15 protein-coding genes and 1 pseudogene are annotated in these 16,780 nt (G+C 56.9%); 12 read left to right on the top strand and 4 right to left on the bottom strand.

Annotation, left to right across the window (positions count from 1 at the left end; genetic code table 11):
- Nucleotides 1-3: 3 nt before the first annotated feature.
- Nucleotides 4-1,836 (top strand): cache domain-containing sensor histidine kinase, encoded by a 1,833-nt coding sequence (locus tag BLR08_RS09995; RefSeq protein WP_072329057.1) that lies wholly within the window; start codon nucleotides 4-6, stop codon nucleotides 1,834-1,836.
- Nucleotides 1,833-3,431 carry a response regulator transcription factor gene (locus BLR08_RS10000; RefSeq protein ID WP_072329058.1) on the top strand — a complete coding sequence of 533 codons (1,599 nt, stop codon included), beginning with the start codon at nucleotides 1,833-1,835 and terminating at the stop codon, nucleotides 3,429-3,431. The genes BLR08_RS09995 and BLR08_RS10000 overlap by 4 nt, the downstream gene beginning before the upstream one ends.
- Before the next feature lie 70 nt (nucleotides 3,432-3,501).
- On the opposite strand, the gene BLR08_RS10005 is transcribed toward BLR08_RS10000, so the two are convergent.
- Nucleotides 3,502-3,786: a hypothetical protein gene (locus BLR08_RS10005; RefSeq protein WP_072329059.1), complete on the bottom strand. Its 285-nt coding sequence runs from the start codon at nucleotides 3,784-3,786 to the stop codon at nucleotides 3,502-3,504.
- 327 nt (nucleotides 3,787-4,113) lie between these two features.
- On the opposite strand from BLR08_RS10005, the gene BLR08_RS10010 reads away from it, so the two are divergent.
- From BLR08_RS10010 to BLR08_RS10025, 4 genes are all read left to right on the top strand, one after another.
- A complete protein-coding gene (locus BLR08_RS10010; RefSeq protein ID WP_083536824.1) occupies nucleotides 4,114-5,100 on the top strand; it encodes an ABC transporter permease in 987 nt (328 codons plus the stop codon).
- Between the two features lie 20 nt (nucleotides 5,101-5,120).
- Nucleotides 5,121-6,056, top strand: a complete 936-nt coding sequence (locus BLR08_RS10015) for a carbohydrate ABC transporter permease (protein WP_072329230.1) — start codon at nucleotides 5,121-5,123, stop codon at nucleotides 6,054-6,056.
- Between the two features lie 160 nt (nucleotides 6,057-6,216).
- Nucleotides 6,217-7,743 (top strand): extracellular solute-binding protein, encoded by a 1,527-nt coding sequence (locus BLR08_RS10020; protein ID WP_072329060.1) that lies wholly within the window; start codon nucleotides 6,217-6,219, stop codon nucleotides 7,741-7,743.
- A 353-nt stretch (nucleotides 7,744-8,096) separates the two neighbouring features.
- Nucleotides 8,097-9,161: a rod shape-determining protein gene (locus BLR08_RS10025; protein ID WP_072329061.1), complete on the top strand. Its 1,065-nt coding sequence runs from the start codon at nucleotides 8,097-8,099 to the stop codon at nucleotides 9,159-9,161.
- A gap of 333 nt (nucleotides 9,162-9,494) precedes the next feature.
- Here the strand turns inward: BLR08_RS10025 and BLR08_RS10030 are convergent, their stop codons facing one another.
- Nucleotides 9,495-11,066, bottom strand: a complete 1,572-nt coding sequence (locus BLR08_RS10030) for an FAD-dependent oxidoreductase (RefSeq protein ID WP_072329062.1) — start codon at nucleotides 11,064-11,066, stop codon at nucleotides 9,495-9,497.
- 214 nt (nucleotides 11,067-11,280) lie between these two features.
- Here BLR08_RS10030 and BLR08_RS10035 point away from each other — a divergent pair, with 214 nt between their 5' ends.
- Together BLR08_RS10035 and BLR08_RS10040 are read left to right on the top strand one after the other, a co-directional pair.
- Entirely contained in the window at nucleotides 11,281-11,754 is a 474-nt protein-coding gene (locus tag BLR08_RS10035; RefSeq protein ID WP_072329063.1) for a GNAT family N-acetyltransferase, read from the top strand.
- Nucleotides 11,755-11,852: 98 nt separating this feature from the next.
- Nucleotides 11,853-12,116, top strand: a complete 264-nt coding sequence (locus BLR08_RS10040) for a YqkE family protein (protein ID WP_072329064.1) — start codon at nucleotides 11,853-11,855, stop codon at nucleotides 12,114-12,116.
- Nucleotides 12,117-12,230: 114 nt separating this feature from the next.
- On the opposite strand, the gene BLR08_RS10045 is transcribed toward BLR08_RS10040, so the two are convergent.
- Nucleotides 12,231-12,539 (bottom strand): hypothetical protein, encoded by a 309-nt coding sequence (locus tag BLR08_RS10045; protein WP_072329065.1) that lies wholly within the window; start codon nucleotides 12,537-12,539, stop codon nucleotides 12,231-12,233.
- 79 nt (nucleotides 12,540-12,618) lie between these two features.
- On the opposite strand from BLR08_RS10045, the gene infC reads away from it, so the two are divergent.
- The gene (gene infC, locus BLR08_RS10050) at nucleotides 12,619-13,095 is read left to right on the top strand and encodes a translation initiation factor IF-3 (RefSeq protein WP_072329066.1); all 477 of its coding nucleotides are present in this window, start codon (nucleotides 12,619-12,621) and stop codon (nucleotides 13,093-13,095) included.
- 209 nt (nucleotides 13,096-13,304) lie between these two features.
- Here infC and BLR08_RS10055 read toward each other — a convergent pair whose 3' ends face one another.
- On the bottom strand, nucleotides 13,305-14,705 hold the full coding sequence (locus tag BLR08_RS10055) for a MocR-like pyridoxine biosynthesis transcription factor PdxR (RefSeq protein WP_072329067.1): 1,401 nt from the start codon (nucleotides 14,703-14,705) through the stop codon (nucleotides 13,305-13,307).
- A gap of 116 nt (nucleotides 14,706-14,821) precedes the next feature.
- On the opposite strand from BLR08_RS10055, the gene BLR08_RS10060 reads away from it, so the two are divergent.
- The 3 genes and pseudogenes from BLR08_RS10060 to BLR08_RS31630 form a co-directional block, all read left to right on the top strand.
- Complete coding sequence (locus tag BLR08_RS10060; RefSeq protein ID WP_072329068.1) at nucleotides 14,822-15,745, top strand: DMT family transporter; 924 nt, start codon at nucleotides 14,822-14,824, stop codon at nucleotides 15,743-15,745.
- Nucleotides 15,746-16,012: 267 nt separating this feature from the next.
- Entirely contained in the window at nucleotides 16,013-16,327 is a 315-nt protein-coding gene (locus BLR08_RS31625) for an MFS transporter (protein ID WP_256257485.1), read from the top strand.
- A gap of 14 nt (nucleotides 16,328-16,341) precedes the next feature.
- Nucleotides 16,342-16,752 (top strand): annotated as a pseudogene (locus BLR08_RS31630) (MFS transporter); the annotation flags it as partial.
- Between the last annotated feature and the right edge of the window lie 28 nt (nucleotides 16,753-16,780).

The raw sequence follows: 16,780 nt of genomic DNA on the forward strand, positions 1-16,780 counted from the left end.
GAGATGTTTGCTTGGATCTATAACCAATCTACACAAAAAATCCAGCTGCGCCTCACGTTTTATTTCCTGCTGCTGCTGCTGCCGCTCGTCATCGTAAGTCTGTATGTGAACTTTCGTTCGCAAGCGGTTCTCCTTAAGCAGGCCGAGGAGCGGACGAGAGGGGCGCTTACCTCGTCCATGGATTATATCGACTTGTCTCTGCAAAATGTCGAGGAGTTTTCCACCCTTGTTGCGACGGACACCAACATGCTGCGCCTGCTTCATCAGGTGGGGCCGACGCTTACGGCGCAGTCCTATGTGAATTTTGCCGAGATCGTCAAGCAGCTGTCCAGCTTAACGTCGATCAATCATCTGATTTCCCATGTGGCGCTCTTTCATTCGCCCTCCCGCATGCTGCTGTCCACGACCCAGGGCGGCAAGCGGATCGAGAGGCCGCTGCATCTGCTGGAGCTGCAGACGATCGCGGAAACGAAAGGGACCGGTATCGTCTATATGATGCCGGATACGCCGTTTCCCGAGGACCAGACCTTCGGTTCCGTGACGGGAACGACCAGCATCTCCCTGGTGCGGACGATGGATCTGAACAATCCGGACCGGGAGCCCAATCTGCTGATAATCAGTCTGAACAAGGAGAAGCTGCTGGATTTGATCCGTTCTCTGCTGCCTTCGCCGAATGCCGAAATTTATTTGTATTCGGATGAAGGGAAGCTGGTCACGGGAACGGGGGAACGGGGACAGGCGCTGCTCCGGGCCCCGGCGTCGTCTGCCAAAGAATTTACAGTGCGCGTGGACTCCAAATACTACAAATGGTCGCTCCTCCTGGTCCAGCCGAAGGCGGAGCTGTACCGGGAGACGAATGTCTCGCGCCTGTATACGTATGTAATCATCGCGGTCAGCGTCATTCTCGCTTTGCTGATCTCCTGGGCGGTGTACAGCGGAATCGCCTCCCCCGTACAGCGGCTGATGAAAGGGATGAAGCGGGTCGGCGGGGGCAACTTCAGCGTCAGGCTGGAGAATGAGCGGATGGACGAGTTCGGGTATTTGACCCGCTCCTTCAATAAGATGGTCGAGGAACAGCGTGATCTGATCGAAAATGTGTATGAGCAGCAGCTGCGGCTCGCGCATACGGAGCTGAAATTTTTGCAGTCGCAGATCAATCCGCACTTCCTGTACAACACGCTCGATTCGATCTACTGGACCGCCAAAAATTACGACGCCGACGAAATCAGTGAGATGGTGCTGAATCTGTCCAGCTTCTTCAGGCTCAGCCTGGGGAAAGGGAGGGAGACCTTCACGCTGGAGGAGACGATCACTCATCTGCACTATTACATCCGCGTCCAGCAGCTTCGTTTCCTCGATTCGTTCAAGGTCCGCTATGAGCTGGAGGACGAGGCGAAGAAGGTGCCGCTGCTTAAGCTGGTGCTGCAGCCGCTGGTGGAGAACGCCATCCTGCATGGGCTCGACTCGCGCGAGGACGGCGAGCTGCTCGTCTCGGGCAGGGTGGAGGAAGGGCAGCTCGTCATCGCCGTCCGGGACAACGGCAAGGGCATCCCCCCGGAGCGGCTTTCCTATATTCGCAGCGAGCTGGGACAGTTGTCCGCGGCCGAGACGGGGCCGCTCTCTTATCTGGAGCATGGGGCGAAGGATTTGTACGGGCTGCGCAACGTGAAGTCGAGAATTAAAATCTGGTATGGCGCTGACGCCGAGCTGACGATCGAGAGCGAGGAAGGGGCGGGGACGACCGCCACCATCCGTCTGCCGCTTGACCGCTGCAAGGATGAATTCAGACCGCAGTCGCCGGCATTAACCAAACTGCCTGAGGTGAAGGAAGCATGAATGTACTGATCGTAGAGGACGAGGCCCGGCTGCGCAACAGCTTGGCTCATAACATTCCGTGGGAGGAGCATGATATCGACATCGTCGGCATGGCGGAGAACGGCGTGCAGGCCTTGCAGCTGTTCGAGCGCAAGAAGCCGGATATTGTGCTGATGGATATTCAGATGCCGGAGATGGACGGCATCACGCTTGCCCGCGAGCTGCAGCAGCGAGATCCGCTCGTGAAGCTGATCATTTTGAGCGGGCATGATAATTTCGAATTTGCGCAGCGGGCGCTGGAGCTCGGCGTGGTCAAATATTTGCTCAAGCCTGCCGGCGAAGAGGAAATCGTCCAGGCCGTGCTGCAGGCGGCCGGACAGCTGCGCGGGGAGCTGGAGCGGCTCAATCATCAGATGCAGCTGGAGGTGCGATGGGAGCAGCATCTGCCTTATTTGCGCAACGTCTATATGCAGCAGTGGATCAGCGGCAAGTACGATCTGTGGGAGGTGTGGCAGTACAGCCATGATGTACAGATCGACCTGCAGCCGGATCGCCAGTATGCGCTTGTCGTCCTGGATATGGACCCGCTGCCGGAGGGAGAGACGCGATTCAGCGGGAAGGACCGTCCGCTGCTGCTGTTCTCGTTGAACAGTATTGTAGCCGAGCTGCTGCAGCAGGCATCCGCGTGGGTATGTACAGATGCGAACGAGCATACGGTTGTGCTGTTTTACACAGGAGCCGAAGAAGAGCCGAATCAGCATCTGCTGTCCGTCAACACAACAGTGGATCGGCTGCTTGCGAAGGTGAAGGAATTTTTGAAGGTGTCTGCAAGCGCAGGGATCAGCGGCAGCACGGGCGGCTGGGAGGATGTCAGCAAGCTGTACGCCCAGGCGGGCAAAGCACTGCAGAACCGCAAGCTGTACGGACGCGGCATCGCCATTCCGTATACGGAGGAGCAGCAGGCCGAATATGAGGGTTTGGAGGTGCAGCCGGGGCTGGAGAAATCGCTGGAGATTGCACTGGAGACAGGCGATGCGGAGAAGGCGCGGGCGGTTGCCGACGAGCTCTGGGAGCTGGGGCTGGGGAAGGCCGGGCAGCTTGATGAGGTGCATGAGCATGTACTGTATCTGGGCGGCATCCTGATCCGGATTATTCAGAAGCAGGGCTGGCGGGTGAAGGAAGTGACAGGGGAGGACTATGTGCTGTTTCAGAATTCGCAGCTGCTCGCTACCAAAGAACAGATTCAAAGCTGGCTGTACCGGTCCGTGGAGCGGATCGCCGCATATGTCACGGAACAGCGCAAGGCGGTCAGCCATCATACGGTCAAGTGGATTCTGAACATGGTCGAGGAGGAGATCGACAAGGAGATTACCTTGCATACGGTGGCGGACCGGCTTTATGTCAACTCCTCTTATTTGAGCCGGCTGTTCAAGCAGGAAACGGGTAAAACCTTCTCGACCTATGTGCTGGAGCGCAAGATGGAGAAGGCCAAGGCCGCTCTGCAAAAGGGAGCGAAGGTATACGACGCGGCCAATCTCGTCGGCTACCGGGACGTCAGCTACTTTACCAAGGTGTTCCGTAAATATTGGGGCGTAACCCCAAGGGAAATGAAATGATCCATCGTCAAGAAAGGCCCGCTCTGACCTGAAATTCCGGTCAAGCGGGCCTTTCGTCATGCAGAGCGGCTTAGAGATTCTCCAGAACCACTTGAATCGTGCCGAACGTGCCTCCAGCACCCGTCACGAGGCCTGCCAGCAGCAGCAGATTGACGGACAGCGTGAGGCTGTTGAAAGCAGGGATTTCGTAGATGATAACTGGCTGGTTGACGCGTACGATTATCAGGCTTACAGGATTAAAACCGTCGTTGTTGACCGTTACGGAAGCGTTAGTGCCTCCACGCAGGTCTTCGTAATAGGATTTGCTCACATTCGGGTTGAGATTGTAGTTTTCAATGGGCAGCAAGATCGCCATACCGATTCACCTCCTTGCTCTTGAATAGTTTATCTTATGCCGGAATTCTAGCATTGCTAGGACGAATGATATAGAAAAATCGCACATTTTACGTACAAGTAGTATCTTGTCCCTCCAACGATATAAACCGCCGCTTGGTAATATCATGACCATCGCCGGTAACCTGATGACAACTTCCGCCGGGCGCTCGGAGGAGGCGGCTCAAGAGTACATGAAAGTACCGAAAAAGGTAATCGTCGTCTTCTAGCGCTGAGCCTGCTCGCGAATTACACTAAGATCAAATCAGCAACATCGCTTGCTTAGACACGCATAAGGGAGGGAAACGGCATGAGCTTACAAGCAGCCTCAAGACAGGAGCCGGGCCCGGGCCTCGACGCTGGCGCAGGAGCTGGACCCAAACCGGGCCGGACCAAGCGGCTGGCTTCGGACATCCGCAAGGATTGGGATTTATATCTGGCGCTGCTGCCGGGGATAGCATTCCTGCTATTGTTCAAGTACACGCCCATGTACGGCATTGTGATAGCTTTCAAGGATTTTAATATTTTCGACGGAATGGCCGCCAGCCCTTGGGTGGGCTTCAAGCATTTCGAGAAGCTGTTCACTTCCGAAAGCTTTCTGCAAGTTTTCCGCAATACGCTGTTGATCTCCGTTTACAAGATTGTATTTTTATTCCCGCTGCCGATTATCGTAGCCATTCTGATGAACGAGCTGAAGAACATGATCTTCAAGCGGACGATCCAGACGATCGTGTATTTGCCCCACTTCTTGTCCTGGGTTATCGTCAGCGGATTGTTCATCGATCTGCTGTCGGTGAACGGAGGGATGGTAAACAAGTGGATTGTTGCCCTGGGCGGGGAGCCGGTGAAATTTTTTCTGGACAGCGATGTGTTCCGGTCTGTGCTCGTCGCCTCCGCGGGATGGAAGGAAGTGGGCTGGAGCACGATCGTGTACCTAGCCGCACTGACAGGCATCGATCCGCAGCTGTATGAAGCGGCCAAGATGGACGGCGCAGGCAAATGGAAGCAGACGCTGCATATTACATTGCCCGGATTGGTCCCGATCATTATGCTGATGTTTATTCTCCGGCTGGGCTCGGTGCTCGAGGCGGGTACGGAGCAGGTGCTCGTGATGTACAACCCCAGCGTGTACAATGTGGCCGATATTATCGGCACCTACGTATACCGCATCGGCCTTGGCGAGCAGGACTACAGCTTCTCGACGGCCGTCGGCCTGTTCGAATCGGTGATCGCTTTTATCCTTATTATTTCGGGCAACTATTTGAGCCGCAAATATTTGAAGCGCGGCATTTGGTAGGAGGGAGCTGAATCGTGAACATGAAAACCGCTCACATGCAACCAGGCGAATCGGCTGCCGCTCCCAGAAGGCGCTCCGGTATACGCGCCTCGGTTCCGGAACAAATCTTTCATGTAGTGAATGTCGCCTTTTTCGTTCTGCTCGGCTTGACGACAATCGTGCCGTTTCTCAATCTGATCGCCAAGTCGCTGAGTAGCGAGGCCGCCGTCATCTCGGGTATGGTCAATCTGCTTCCCGTCGATATTCAGTTCGGCACGTACAGCTACGTATTGACGCAGGGCACGTTCCTCAGCTCTCTGAGGGTGTCGCTGACTGTCACTGTGCTGGGGACGCTTCTCGCTTTGACAATGACGACGCTGGCCGCTTATCCGTTATCCAAAACGCGGCTGCGCGGACGCAAGTTCTTTATCCTGATGTATATTTTCACGATGTTGTTCTCCGGAGGCTTGATCCCGACTTATCTGCTGATGCAAAGCCTGCATCTGATCGACAAGCTGCCGGTGCTGTTTCTGCCGGCGATGATCAGCGTGTACAACATGCTGATTATCAAAAGCTATTTCGAAAGCCTGCCGGACAGTCTGGAGGAATCGGCCAAAATCGACGGGGCCAGCAATTTGTCCATCCTGTGGCGGATTACGCTGCCGCTGTCGCTGCCGGTGCTGGCGACGATCGCGCTGTTTTATGCGGTAGCTTTCTGGAACGATTACTTCGCTTCCTTGATCTATATCAATACGCCGGAGCGCAAGCCGCTTCAGCTGTATTTGAAGGAGCTGTTCGTGACCTCAAGCGATGCGTTTCTGCAAGCGGGCAATCAGTTCGAGGCGGCGATGAACACCGCTCCGCAAGCTATTCAGGCGGCTTCGATCATTTTGGCGACGCTGCCGATTATACTCGTGTATCCGTTCCTGCAGAAATATTTCGTTAAGGGCGTACTGGTCGGCTCCGTAAAGGAATAGGGCAGGTCCCGCTGATCGGCATGGAGATTATTCCGCTCGGGAGGTGGTTTGAAAGGCCCGCTCAGGTTGCTCTGGCAGCTTGGAGCGCGTACAAGAGGCAAAATCAAGCCGGTTTCATCCGTATGGGGTAGGTACAACAATCAAAAGGGAGGCTCCACCTATGAAGCATAAAAAAATGTGGACAGTAATGACTACGGTTGCCATTGCAACCTCGGTGACGGCATGCGGCGGAAGCCCTGCTCCAGCCCCAAGCGCGGGAGATGCCGCCAATAAGCCGGCGGAGACCAAGGCAGCCGATCCGAATAAGCCGAAGCCGCAGCTGCGGCAATTGATGCAGTACAACCGCTTCGATCCGAACACGGACATCGTGGGCAAGTATTTGAAAGAGAAAACCGGCTATGAAGTCAAATACGATATGCTGCCGGTTGAAAACGCCGAAGAAAAGCTGAATTTGCTGATGGCCAACAAAGAGCCTTATGATTTCATGAAGCTGAGCGCCAACCAGTTCTCCAAGCTGTCCACAGCCGGCGCGCTGGAGCCGCTTGACGATCTGCTCGCCAAGTACGGCGTCAACCTGAAGGAAGCCATTACGGAAGCCTCCTGGAACGGGGCCAAGCTTAACGGAAAAATATACGCGATTCCCGAGGGCGGTGCAGGCGTCTCCACAGGGACAGCGCTTATTTACCGCCAGGATTGGCTGGATGAGCTCGGACTGAAGCCGCCGACAACGCGCGATGAGCTGTACACCGTGCTCAAAACGGTGAAGGAGAAAAAGAACGTGACCCCGCTTACGGGCGGCAAAGATCCGTTCCAGGCGGAAATCGCCTCCACCTTCGGCTGGAAATACGGCCCTACGACATATTGGAAGGAAGCGGACGGCCAGATTATGCATTATGTGGACGATCCGACCACGAAGGAATATTTGGCATTTATGAAAAAGCTGTATACGGAAGGCTTGATCGACGCCGAATGGGCGATCAACCAGTCCAACAAGCTTCTGGAGAAGTTCACGAGCGGCAAAGCGTTTATGTACCGGTCGGGCTGGTTTGACGCGGCCAATGTCAACTCCGCGCTGACGAAAAACTTCCCTAACGGCAAGGTAGGCGTTCTGCCCTACTTGAAGGGCAACGACGGCAAGCCGTCCCAGGTCGGCACGGGGGGAATTACTTGGTTCATTGCGATTCCGAAGTGGGCGCCTAACAAAGAGGAAGCGATGAAATATTTGGATCTGAAGATGGAGAAGGATATCTTCAAAGGCAATGCGATCGGCCAGGAAGGCGTTCATCACGAAGTGAAGGACGGCAAATATTACCCGATCCTGCCTAAGTTCAACGATGAATGGAACTTCGGAAGCGACTACCTGACCGGGACAGACGAGAAAAATTACCCGATTTATTGGCAGGCCCGCGTGCGCAAAAACGAGTTTGTTCAGAAAGCGTACGAGTTGTATCAGGAGAATGCGAAGGGGATCATGTATTCGGATGCTCTGATGCTGGCGCCTCCGATCCCGGATGTCTCGAAAAATCTGCAGAAGCTGCAAAAGCTGGCCGAGGATACGTTCATCAAGTACATCACCGGTGCGGAGTCCTTGGACAATTATGACAAATTCGTGGCCCAATGGAAGTCTGAGGGCGGCAATGACATGATCAAAGCGGCTAACGACTGGTACAAGGCAAGCAAAAAATAAGCATGGCGGCACCCAGGCCCGGTTCTCCTCAGAGGACCGGGTTTTGTGCGCGCAGCGGAACGGAGTGGCAACGGAACTCAGCGACTCTTAGTTGTCTGTGCGCAAGAACACCGTTAGAAGTTTTCTTAAAATCTCAGAAAGCATTAGCTCGGGTTTCGTTCGATTTCTTGGTAAACACAGGGCTTCTAAAGATGTCCGTAAGGCGTCTACCCTGGAGACGTTTTATGCCAATCGCGCGAATTTTCCCGCCATCCCCCTCAAATCCGAAGTTTCGGCAGAATAGTATGAAGGTCTATCGTTGGATTCGCCTCCCATCCGGCCCTAATCTGACTTATACGAAGGAGGAGAACAACTTGTTCAAGCGATTTGAGCATGTTTATGGGATTGATCTGGGAACTTCCAATACCGTTATTTATCAGCGAGGCAAAGGGATCGTGCTCGACGAGCCGTCCGTCGTCGCCATGAATCAAAACTCCGGCGAGCTGCTGGCCGTAGGCAAAGAAGCTGAAGCGATGATCGGGCGGGCCCCGGCGCATGTCGAGCTTACTTATCCGCTGCGCCACGGCGTCATCGCCAATTTTGACATGACCAGTCGGATGCTGCAGCAGTTTATTCGCAGAGTGCAGGGACGCAGATCTCTATTGCGCGGAGCGCAAGTATATATATCCGTCCCTTGCGGGATCACGAGCGTCCAGAAGCGGGCCGTCGAGGAGACGGTCGTACATAAAGGGGCCAGGAAGGCCGTGACGGTCGAAGAGCCGTTGGCTGCCGCGCTTGGAGCGGGATTGCCGATCGAGGAGCCGGCCGGCTACCTCGTGCTGGATATCGGCGGCGGCACCTGCCAGGTAGCCGTGCTGTCGCTCGGAGGCATCGTGGCCAGCCATACGGTGCCGCGCGCCGGCATGTCCATCGACCGGGATATTATGGAATATGTAAAGCGGCAGTATAACCTGGAGATCGGCGAACGGACAGCCGAGCATATCAAGAAGACGATCGGCACGGCGAACCGTACGGCGGAGCCGAAGAAGCTGGATATTCGCGGACGCGATGTGCTGCAGGGGCTGCCTCGCTCGATTACGCTGACCTCGACCGAGATTTACCCAGTCGTGGAAGAGTTTCTGGGGATGCTGGTGGACGCGATCCGCGCTACGCTGGAGAGATGTCCTCCCGAGCTGGCCGGCGATGTCGTCGAGCACGGGATTATGCTGTGCGGAGGCGGTGCGCTGCTGGAAGGGCTTGATGCGCGGATTCAGGCGGAGACCGGAGTGCCCGTGCACCGGGCTGACCAGCCGCTCGCGTGCACAGCGCTTGGCACCGGGATGATGCTCAGTAGTGGGGAGAGCCGCCGCAGGAAGACGTGGTCAGCCAATACGGAAGGCGGTTTGCAGGTAGCGGAGGCCGTGCGGGCGGAGGAGTGACAAACCCTTCCTAACAGGCGCAGGAATAGGAAGCACGAGCAAGAGAGCAGGAGGAGGAGCGCGAAGGGCAGGAGCGAGGGAAAGAGCAGGAGCAGGAGCAGGAGCAAGAGCAGAAACAGGATTAAATGCAAAAGCAGGAGCAAGACCCGTAACGGGAGCGCATGCAGCGCTCCCGTTACACGGCTTTGAGGGATCAGCCGAAGAGAGGCTCTAGAGCCCGGCTCTCAGTAGTCCCAACCCCCTATAGCTCCGAGCCTTGCCTCAAATAACCAGTTACTTCGACGCGTTTCAATGCAAGTATGCGGCGTAGTCTTTTGCTCGCCCCGGTTGCATTTATACGGCCCGGGTCACAGGCCACTGCAGTTCTACGCCTTGCTGCACCAGAAGCGCTTGGAAATCCGCAAGCTCTTGTCCGCTGCTGCGCACCGCCTTGGGCAGAAGGCTGCGATCCAGGCAATAGGAAACGAGGGAGCCTACCGCTTCCCCGATATTCCACTCCACCGGATGCAGACGATAGCAGCCGTTCGTAATATGCGTGACGCCGATATTTTTGCAGGCCGGCAGCAGGTTCTCCATCCGCTGGGGGATGAGGCTGCCTAGCGGAATCTGGAAGGGCAGCGACGAGACATCGATATAGTTGCGCCCGGAAGTGCTCGGATGTAGGTCGATCCGGTAGCAGCCGATTCCGACCGAATCGTCATAGACCTGGGCGCGTCCGTCCTTCCGGTCCGCAGCAAGATGCTGCTGGGTGACCGTGAACTCGGCCCGGATACGTCTGGATTCGCGGATATACGGGTACATCGCCAGTCCGTCCTCGGTGCCAACCACATCGGGACGCAGACGAAGGCCCGGATAACCTAGACCGCCGTCGGGCCGCGGAGCTTCCGTTTGCAGCCAGTAGAGCAGCGACAGACTCAGCTGCTTGGCCCCCTCCAGATGCCGCTCGCGCTCCGCGTCGTCCACCTCGAAGATCGGGCCGAGCCAGTAATCGTTCTGCGGCCAGTTGACCAGCGTAATTGAGCTGTCGTAAGTACCGGGGACGAAATTCGCCATCTCGGCGATCTGGCGGTAGTGGAACAAGGAATACCGTTCAGTTCCCGGAAACAGCTCATATTGGACAGGCTCGAGCGTATGCGGTTTAACGCCGGTCCAGCTCAGCAGCTTATCCGGCCAGAAGTCGGCTTTGTATTCCCGCCAGAACGCATACTGGGCCGGCTTGTCGATGGTGTGGTTTTCGCCCGGCATATAATCCATGGCGAAGCAATGGGTAAACCCTTGCATATCCAGCGGGTCCGGAGGCCCGTCCAGCGCATCGGGCTCGCCGGTCTGCGCCTTGGATTCGGCGCCGGTCACATATTCGGTGCCGGTCAGCGGCAGCAAATCGCCGCATTCCGTCGCGTCGACGAAATACGGACCCGACAATACAACGCGTGTACCCGTCTGCAAATTGCGAACGGTCACAGACCGGACGCGGTCCTTCTCGGTCTCCGCAGATTCGACGCGATGACGGGTCAGCAGCAGGACGCGCCCGCTGTGTACATACGGAGCCAGCATCTCCTGCAGCACGGCCAGGGCTGCTCTTGGCTCATGGCATAGCCTGCTGACGCCGCCATTGCCCGGATTGAGCAGCGGATTTCTATACGCGGCCGCGGTCAAAGGGAAGTGGCGGCGGTAATATTCGCGTATGCCGTTACGGAACTGCCGGTAGCTGCGCGTGCAGCCGAAGGATTCGATCCAGGGATGCTCATCCGGGGGAACGGCCTGGCTGGTGAGTTGGCCGCCGATCCATTCGGTTTCCTCGGTCAGGATGACCTTTTTTCCTAACCTTGCTGCGGACAGCGCAGCTGCGAAGCCGCCGGTTCCGCCGCCGATGATGATGCAATCGGCTTTCATCTCTTTCATCATGATGCGGGTTCCTCCTTGTGTGACTGTTGGTTACTAGCGGAAATGGATTAATGATTGCATTGTACAGGATCGGACTGTCCGTTCCTAGAAACAAGGATGACTTAATATGGTAGATTGATGAGGAGTTTTAGAAAAAAGATGAAGGCAGGCCGGGATTGGCATATAATAGAATCCGGAACTTATCTCATGTTCAGAAAATCGGAGGAATGCTGTCATGTCGGATATGCTGGTGAAATTGTACGATCTCCCGGACCTGGAGCCGGTTCTGAAGCAAGCACGTGAAGCGGGCATCGATATCCGCAGGGCAATCGCTCCCGAGAAGCATGTTGTGATCGAATGGGTGCGCAAGCATTTCGGCAACGGGTGGGCCAGCGAATGCGAGGTGGCTTTCGCCAATCAGCCGGTAAGCTGTTATCTTGCCGTCAAAGACGGTCAATTGGCCGGATTTGCTTGTTATGAAGCGACATGCAAAGATTTTTTCGGCCCGACCGGGGTGGATGAGTCGCTAAGAGGGCTGGGGGCGGGCAAAGCCCTGCTGCTCGCTTCGCTTCACGCGATGCGAAGTCTGGGCTACGGATACGCCGTCATCGGCGGTGCCGGTCCCAAGGATTTTTATGCGAAGCATGTCGGAGCGACTGTCATCGAAAATTCGACCCCAGGCATCTACCGCGGTTACCTGAAGCAATAAGCCTGCTGCATGCCGTGAGCGGGCGGGAGCATGCGGCCGATCCCTATGGTATAATCGGGTAAGCTGCAGCTTGGGAATAGGAAGCCGAGGTGAAACAGATGGCTAAGAACAAAGGAAGACATACCGCACAAGCGCCGGCTGCAACGGACAAACCTGCGACGCTGAAGGATTTGCTGAATCCGGCCGTTGTGGAGAAGCTGAAGGCTCAGGCGGATTCGATGAAGGCCGATGAACAGCAGCGCCGGGAGGCACAGCGCAGGCAGGAAGAAGAAGCCCGCAAGGCGGAGAAGAAACGTCTGGAGAATGATTTCGAGTACTTGCTGAACAACAGCAGCTCCGACTGGAAGAAGCATAAGTCTTAGGACGGCTGCTGACAGAGGAGCCGGGTACGGCAGACGCAGCCATAGCCTGGCGGGAGCTCCCGTCAGGCTATGGCTGTTTCCCGGGCAAGCGAGGCCGGAGTCGTGACCAGGCCGTTACCTGGAGGGCTTGCGGCGCGCCGCGATCTCCTCGGTCACGACGAAGGCCAGATCGTCATTGCCGAACAAGGACAAGACGCCAAGCAGCGTGTCGTCCGGGATCGGGGAGGATTCCTCCTTCGGCACGATAAGCTCGAGCGTTTGCTGAAGCAGGGGGTTAACCTCCTGCGCCGGGTATGCGCGCGCATACAGCTCTTCGGGATTCAGACCGTGATTGACGCACCACTGGGCGAACACCAGAATCATCATCTGTTCGTCACGCTGATAATTGCGGATTACTTCTTCTTCGATTTCTTTGCGGTTCATCGGCGAAAACTCCTCGATCTTTATTTCTTGATCTACAAGCAATAAGCTACATTATAACGAACATGGAGGACGGTTCACAATGATTAAAAATGAGCAGATCAAAGCCTCCGAAGTTCAGCTAACCGGCATGGATGGAGAGGACCTGGGCATTATGCCCAAAGCTGAGGCGCTGGCTATGGCGAGGCGGCTCAAGGTAGACCTCGTCTGCATGTCCCTGCTCAGCAGTCCTCCGCCTTGCCGGTTGATCGGGGCAGCCGCTGCCCGGGAGAGCGCTCAGCAGGCGCGCAAGCTGGAGCGTCCCGCCAAGATCAAGGAAATCCGGCTCACGCCGGGCATCGAGGACCATGATCTGGATACGAAGCGGCAGCAAGCCGAACGGCTGCTGAAGTCCGGCGACTCCGCGTTGTTTGTCGTTCACCTGCAGGGCAAAGCGGATGGCGAGCGAGCCAAGACGCTGCTGGAGGAATTGACGCAAAGTCTTCGCGCAGTCGGACGGCGGAAAAGCGGCATCCAGGTAAGCGGCAAGCAGGCGGCCGTTCAACTGGACCCGCTCTGAAGCGGGCGGAGAGGAACGGACTGAGGACAGCCGTTACGATCCATACTCAAGCCCAACGCCAAGCGTCGCACATTCCAACGAAAAGGGGACTGGCGAGTCCCCGACTCCTGCTTCAGCCACCCGAGTCGGCAGCCTCTCACGCCGCACTTCATGCCGTAAAGAAACCGGCGAGCCCCCGACACCCGCTTCAGCCGTCCGAGTCAACCGCCTCAAGCGTCCAACTCCACTTCCTCTCCCGTCATAGCTCGTTTAATCCGGCTGACCCCCTCACTAAGTTCTTTCTCGCTCAAATGTCCGTACCCGAGCAGCAGCCGGAACTCATCCAGCAGCACGGCTTCAACTCTCTGCCTTTGCAGGCGCTCAGCCCAGTCCTTCGGGAAGGGCCGGCCAAATTCCGCGACGAGATGCAGCCCGGCAGCCCGGCCGCATATCCGGAACTGGCCGGCAAACTGCGCCTCCAAGCTGCTCACCAGCGCCTCGCGTCGTTTGCGATACAGCTTCTTCATTTTGTAAATATGCGCATGCAGTTGTTTGCGCTCGATAAACCGGGCCAGCGCCAGCTGCTCCAGACTAGGCGTCTGGTAGTCGGACAGCTTCTTGAGACGAACAAACTTCTCGACCAGTGCCTCGGGAAGCACGATGTAGCCGATTCGGAGGGACGGGAACAATATTTTGCTGAATGTGCCGATATACAGTACCTGATCCGGATAAAGACTTTGCAGGGAATGGATCGGCGCGCCATCGAAGCGAAACTCGCTGTCGTAATCGTCCTCAATCAGGTAGCTGCCGGTATGAGCGGCATATCGGATCAGCTCGATTCTCCGCTGGATCGGCAAGGTGCCTCCGAGCGGGAATTGATGAGAAGGGGTCAAGTAGATCAGCTTGGGCCGCGATTGCCGCGGCAAAGCTTCGGTCATCAGACCCGACTCATCCACCGGAATACCGCGCAGCACAGCTCCGCTTGAGGCGAAGATGCTGCTCAAGTCGGCATTGGCGGGCTCTTCCAGAAGCACCTCGTCGCCGGCAGTCAAGAGCAGAGCGGCTGCCAGTTGAATGGCCTGAACGGCTCCGCTCGTGATGACGATCTGCTCCGGCTTCGCGGCAACTCCGCGAGCCTGGGCAAGATAACCTGCGAGCTCGCGGCGCAGGCCCGGATCGCCGCCCGGGTCGCCATAGCCCAGCGCCTGTACGGGCGCGGACTTGCACGCGCGGTGAAGCAGGTCGGCCCATTGCTTGCGAGGGAACATGTCCAGGGCGGGGAGGCCCGTGCGGAACGAAATAGGCGCAGGTCCAGCCGCAACGGCGGTTTCCGCAGTCGAAGCCGAAGCTGTAGGGGCAGGGAGCGCCGCCGTGTGAAAGGCGGGGAGCACGGCGCCTTCGGCGACGTAGGTTCCGGAGCCCGATCGCGCTTCTACAAAGCCTTCGGCCAGCAGCAGCTCATAGGCTTCTACAATGATATTGCGGGACACATGCAGATGGGCCGCAAGCTCGCGTGTCGAAGGGAGCTTGCACCCTGCCGGCAGGTCCCCTTTCAAGATGCGGTCTCGTACAATTTGGTACACTTGGCGAAGCATGGGCACAGCCGAGTGCTTCTGGATGGGGATCCACATGAGCAGCCTTCCTCCGGAAATGGTACCATTGAAACCCGCCCTAAGCGGATCTTCCGGGTACCGCTTGTTATAGGTACAGTATATAACAAGAACGGTAGATGAGGGGAGTCGTGTGGATGGAAAAACCGCCGGTGTTTGTGTATATGGAACTTAGCCTGGCTGCGGTGATTGTGGGGAGTTCGGTTGTCGCGGGCAAATTAATGTCGAGCAGCCTGCCCGTCTTCTTGTCGCAAAGCGCGAGTCTGGCTGTCGCCCTGCTGCTGCTTGTCCCGTTGACGGTGATCCGCCGGAGGCTGAAGCTTCGGATCAGCAGAAAAGATGTGCTGATTCTGCTGCTGCAAGCCTTTCTCGGCATGTTCCTGTTTCGCGTCTTGATGCTGTACGGCTTGAAGTACGCATCTGCGGCCGAGAGCGGTATTATGACCAGCCTGACCCCGGCTGTAGTGGCGCTGCTTTCCTTCATCGTTCTGAAGGAGAGACCAACTCCGCGGCTTGCCGGCGGGGTCGTTTGCTCGCTGCTGGGACTGCTGGTCCTGCAGCTTCCGAATTTGCTGCGCCAGGGGCCACCCGCCGAGGCCGCCGCCTCCTGGCTCGGTGCGGCGCTGGTGCTGTCGGCCGTATTCGGAGAGGCGGCGCTGACGGTGCTGCGCAAGCTGCTGTCGGACAACGTCTCCTCCTTGCTCGGAACGATGTACGTCACGTTGTTCGCCTTTCTGATGTTTCTGGTCTTCTCTTTCTCCGAAGCTCGCGCCTATGATTTCGCGCAGCTGCGATCCGGGGATATCGGCCTTGTTGTATATTATGGTGTCTTCGTGACCGCGCTGGCCTACGTGCTGTGGTTCCGCGGCGTCTCCCGCGTGCCGGCCAGCACGGCGGCGGTTTTTACGGCTTGCATACCGGTCAGCGCGCTGCTGCTGTCCTACGGCATCCTGCGTGAGCCGTTCTCCTACTACGCGCATATAGGAGGCATAGCCTTGGTGCTTGCCGGGGTGCTGCTGATCTCGTTCTCCGGCCGGTTGGTTTTGCAGCAGGAGGTATGATACGATAAGATAAATTGTGATTGAATGGAAATTAACGATGAAGGAGCTGGGATCATGGCGCAACCAAGACCTCCCTGCTAATCCTTAGCCGCGTGTCGTTCACGTGCGCCCCCTTCCCGATTGGCTTTGAGCTTCAGACCAATCAGCGAAAAGGGGATAGCGGCTGTGAGCTATGTGCCAAATATATGGAAACTTGCCGTAATACGCTTCTTTTATCATTTGATCCCGGCGTATGTCATTGAGCGACTATTTTGGGAAAGCCGGGGGATGACTATCCAGACGGTCGTCTACGCGGAGATCATCTTCGCGCTGACCATCGTCGCAGCCGAGGTGCCTACAGGCATTGCAGCGGATAAATGGGGCCGCAAGGCAATGATCGTCGCAGCCTCCTTCTTGGGCTGCTGCGAATTTCTAATTTTGCTGTACGCTGCGGAATTCTGGCATTTCGCTTTAGTCGTGTTTTTGGCGGCTATCGGCAGCTCGGCCAGCAGCGGAGCGGAGGAAGCTCTGCTCTACGATTCTTTGCTGGCGGAGGGGCGGGAGAGCGAGTTTGAGAATGGACGGGACGCCTGCGAGCCCTAGACATCGTCTCGATTATGATTGCCGCATTATGCGGCAGCTTTCTCGCGGGCCGCTTCGGCTTGGAGCTGAATTACTGGATCTCCCTGGTGGCGATGATTGTGTCGCTGGCCGCCACCTTTCTATTGCGCGAGCCGGCGGTTGCCGGGCGGAGCGGGAGGGAGGAGGCTATCCCGCTGAAGGTGTATGTGACGGTATCCTTCCGTTTTTTTCGCCGCCGTCCGGATGTTTGCCTCGTCTTGTTAACCGGGATGGTTACCGGTGCGGCGATTACCTTCATCGAAGAATTTTGGCAAATTTATCTCGAGCGGCTGGACATTCCGGTTTACTATTTCGGCCTGTTCTCGGCGGGGCTGTTCCTCCTGGAGCTGCCCGGAAGCATGCTGGCCTATCTGCTCAAGGAGCGCTTCAGCAGCCGAGTTGTGCTGTCGGCGGCGCTTGCGGTGTTTACGGCCG

Origin of the sequence: Paenibacillus sp. cl123 (assembly GCF_900101595.1) — a bacterium.
Taxonomy (GTDB): Bacteria; Bacillota; Bacilli; order Paenibacillales; family NBRC-103111; genus Paenibacillus_G.

What these genes read in the sequence shown, in the direction of transcription:
- BLR08_RS09995 (WP_072329057.1), top strand. Translation starts at nt 4, where the DNA reads ATGTTTGCTTGGATCTATAACCAATCTACACAAAAAATCCAGCTGCGC.
- BLR08_RS10000 (WP_072329058.1), top strand. Translation starts at nt 1,833, where the DNA reads ATGAATGTACTGATCGTAGAGGACGAGGCCCGGCTGCGCAACAGCTTG.
- BLR08_RS10005 (WP_072329059.1), bottom strand. Translation starts at nt 3,786, where the DNA reads ATGGCGATCTTGCTGCCCATTGAAAACTACAATCTCAACCCGAATGTG.
- BLR08_RS10010 (WP_083536824.1), top strand. Translation starts at nt 4,114, where the DNA reads ATGAGCTTACAAGCAGCCTCAAGACAGGAGCCGGGCCCGGGCCTCGAC.
- BLR08_RS10015 (WP_072329230.1), top strand. Translation starts at nt 5,121, where the DNA reads ATGAAAACCGCTCACATGCAACCAGGCGAATCGGCTGCCGCTCCCAGA.
- BLR08_RS10020 (WP_072329060.1), top strand. Translation starts at nt 6,217, where the DNA reads ATGAAGCATAAAAAAATGTGGACAGTAATGACTACGGTTGCCATTGCA.
- BLR08_RS10030 (WP_072329062.1), bottom strand. Translation starts at nt 11,066, where the DNA reads ATGATGAAAGAGATGAAAGCCGATTGCATCATCATCGGCGGCGGAACC.
- BLR08_RS10035 (WP_072329063.1), top strand. Translation starts at nt 11,281, where the DNA reads ATGTCGGATATGCTGGTGAAATTGTACGATCTCCCGGACCTGGAGCCG.
- BLR08_RS10040 (WP_072329064.1), top strand. Translation starts at nt 11,853, where the DNA reads ATGGCTAAGAACAAAGGAAGACATACCGCACAAGCGCCGGCTGCAACG.
- BLR08_RS10045 (WP_072329065.1), bottom strand. Translation starts at nt 12,539, where the DNA reads ATGAACCGCAAAGAAATCGAAGAAGAAGTAATCCGCAATTATCAGCGT.
- infC (WP_072329066.1), top strand. Translation starts at nt 12,619, where the DNA reads ATGATTAAAAATGAGCAGATCAAAGCCTCCGAAGTTCAGCTAACCGGC.
- BLR08_RS10055 (WP_072329067.1), bottom strand. Translation starts at nt 14,705, where the DNA reads ATGTGGATCCCCATCCAGAAGCACTCGGCTGTGCCCATGCTTCGCCAA.
- BLR08_RS10060 (WP_072329068.1), top strand. Translation starts at nt 14,822, where the DNA reads ATGGAAAAACCGCCGGTGTTTGTGTATATGGAACTTAGCCTGGCTGCG.
- BLR08_RS31625 (WP_256257485.1), top strand. Translation starts at nt 16,013, where the DNA reads ATGACTATCCAGACGGTCGTCTACGCGGAGATCATCTTCGCGCTGACC.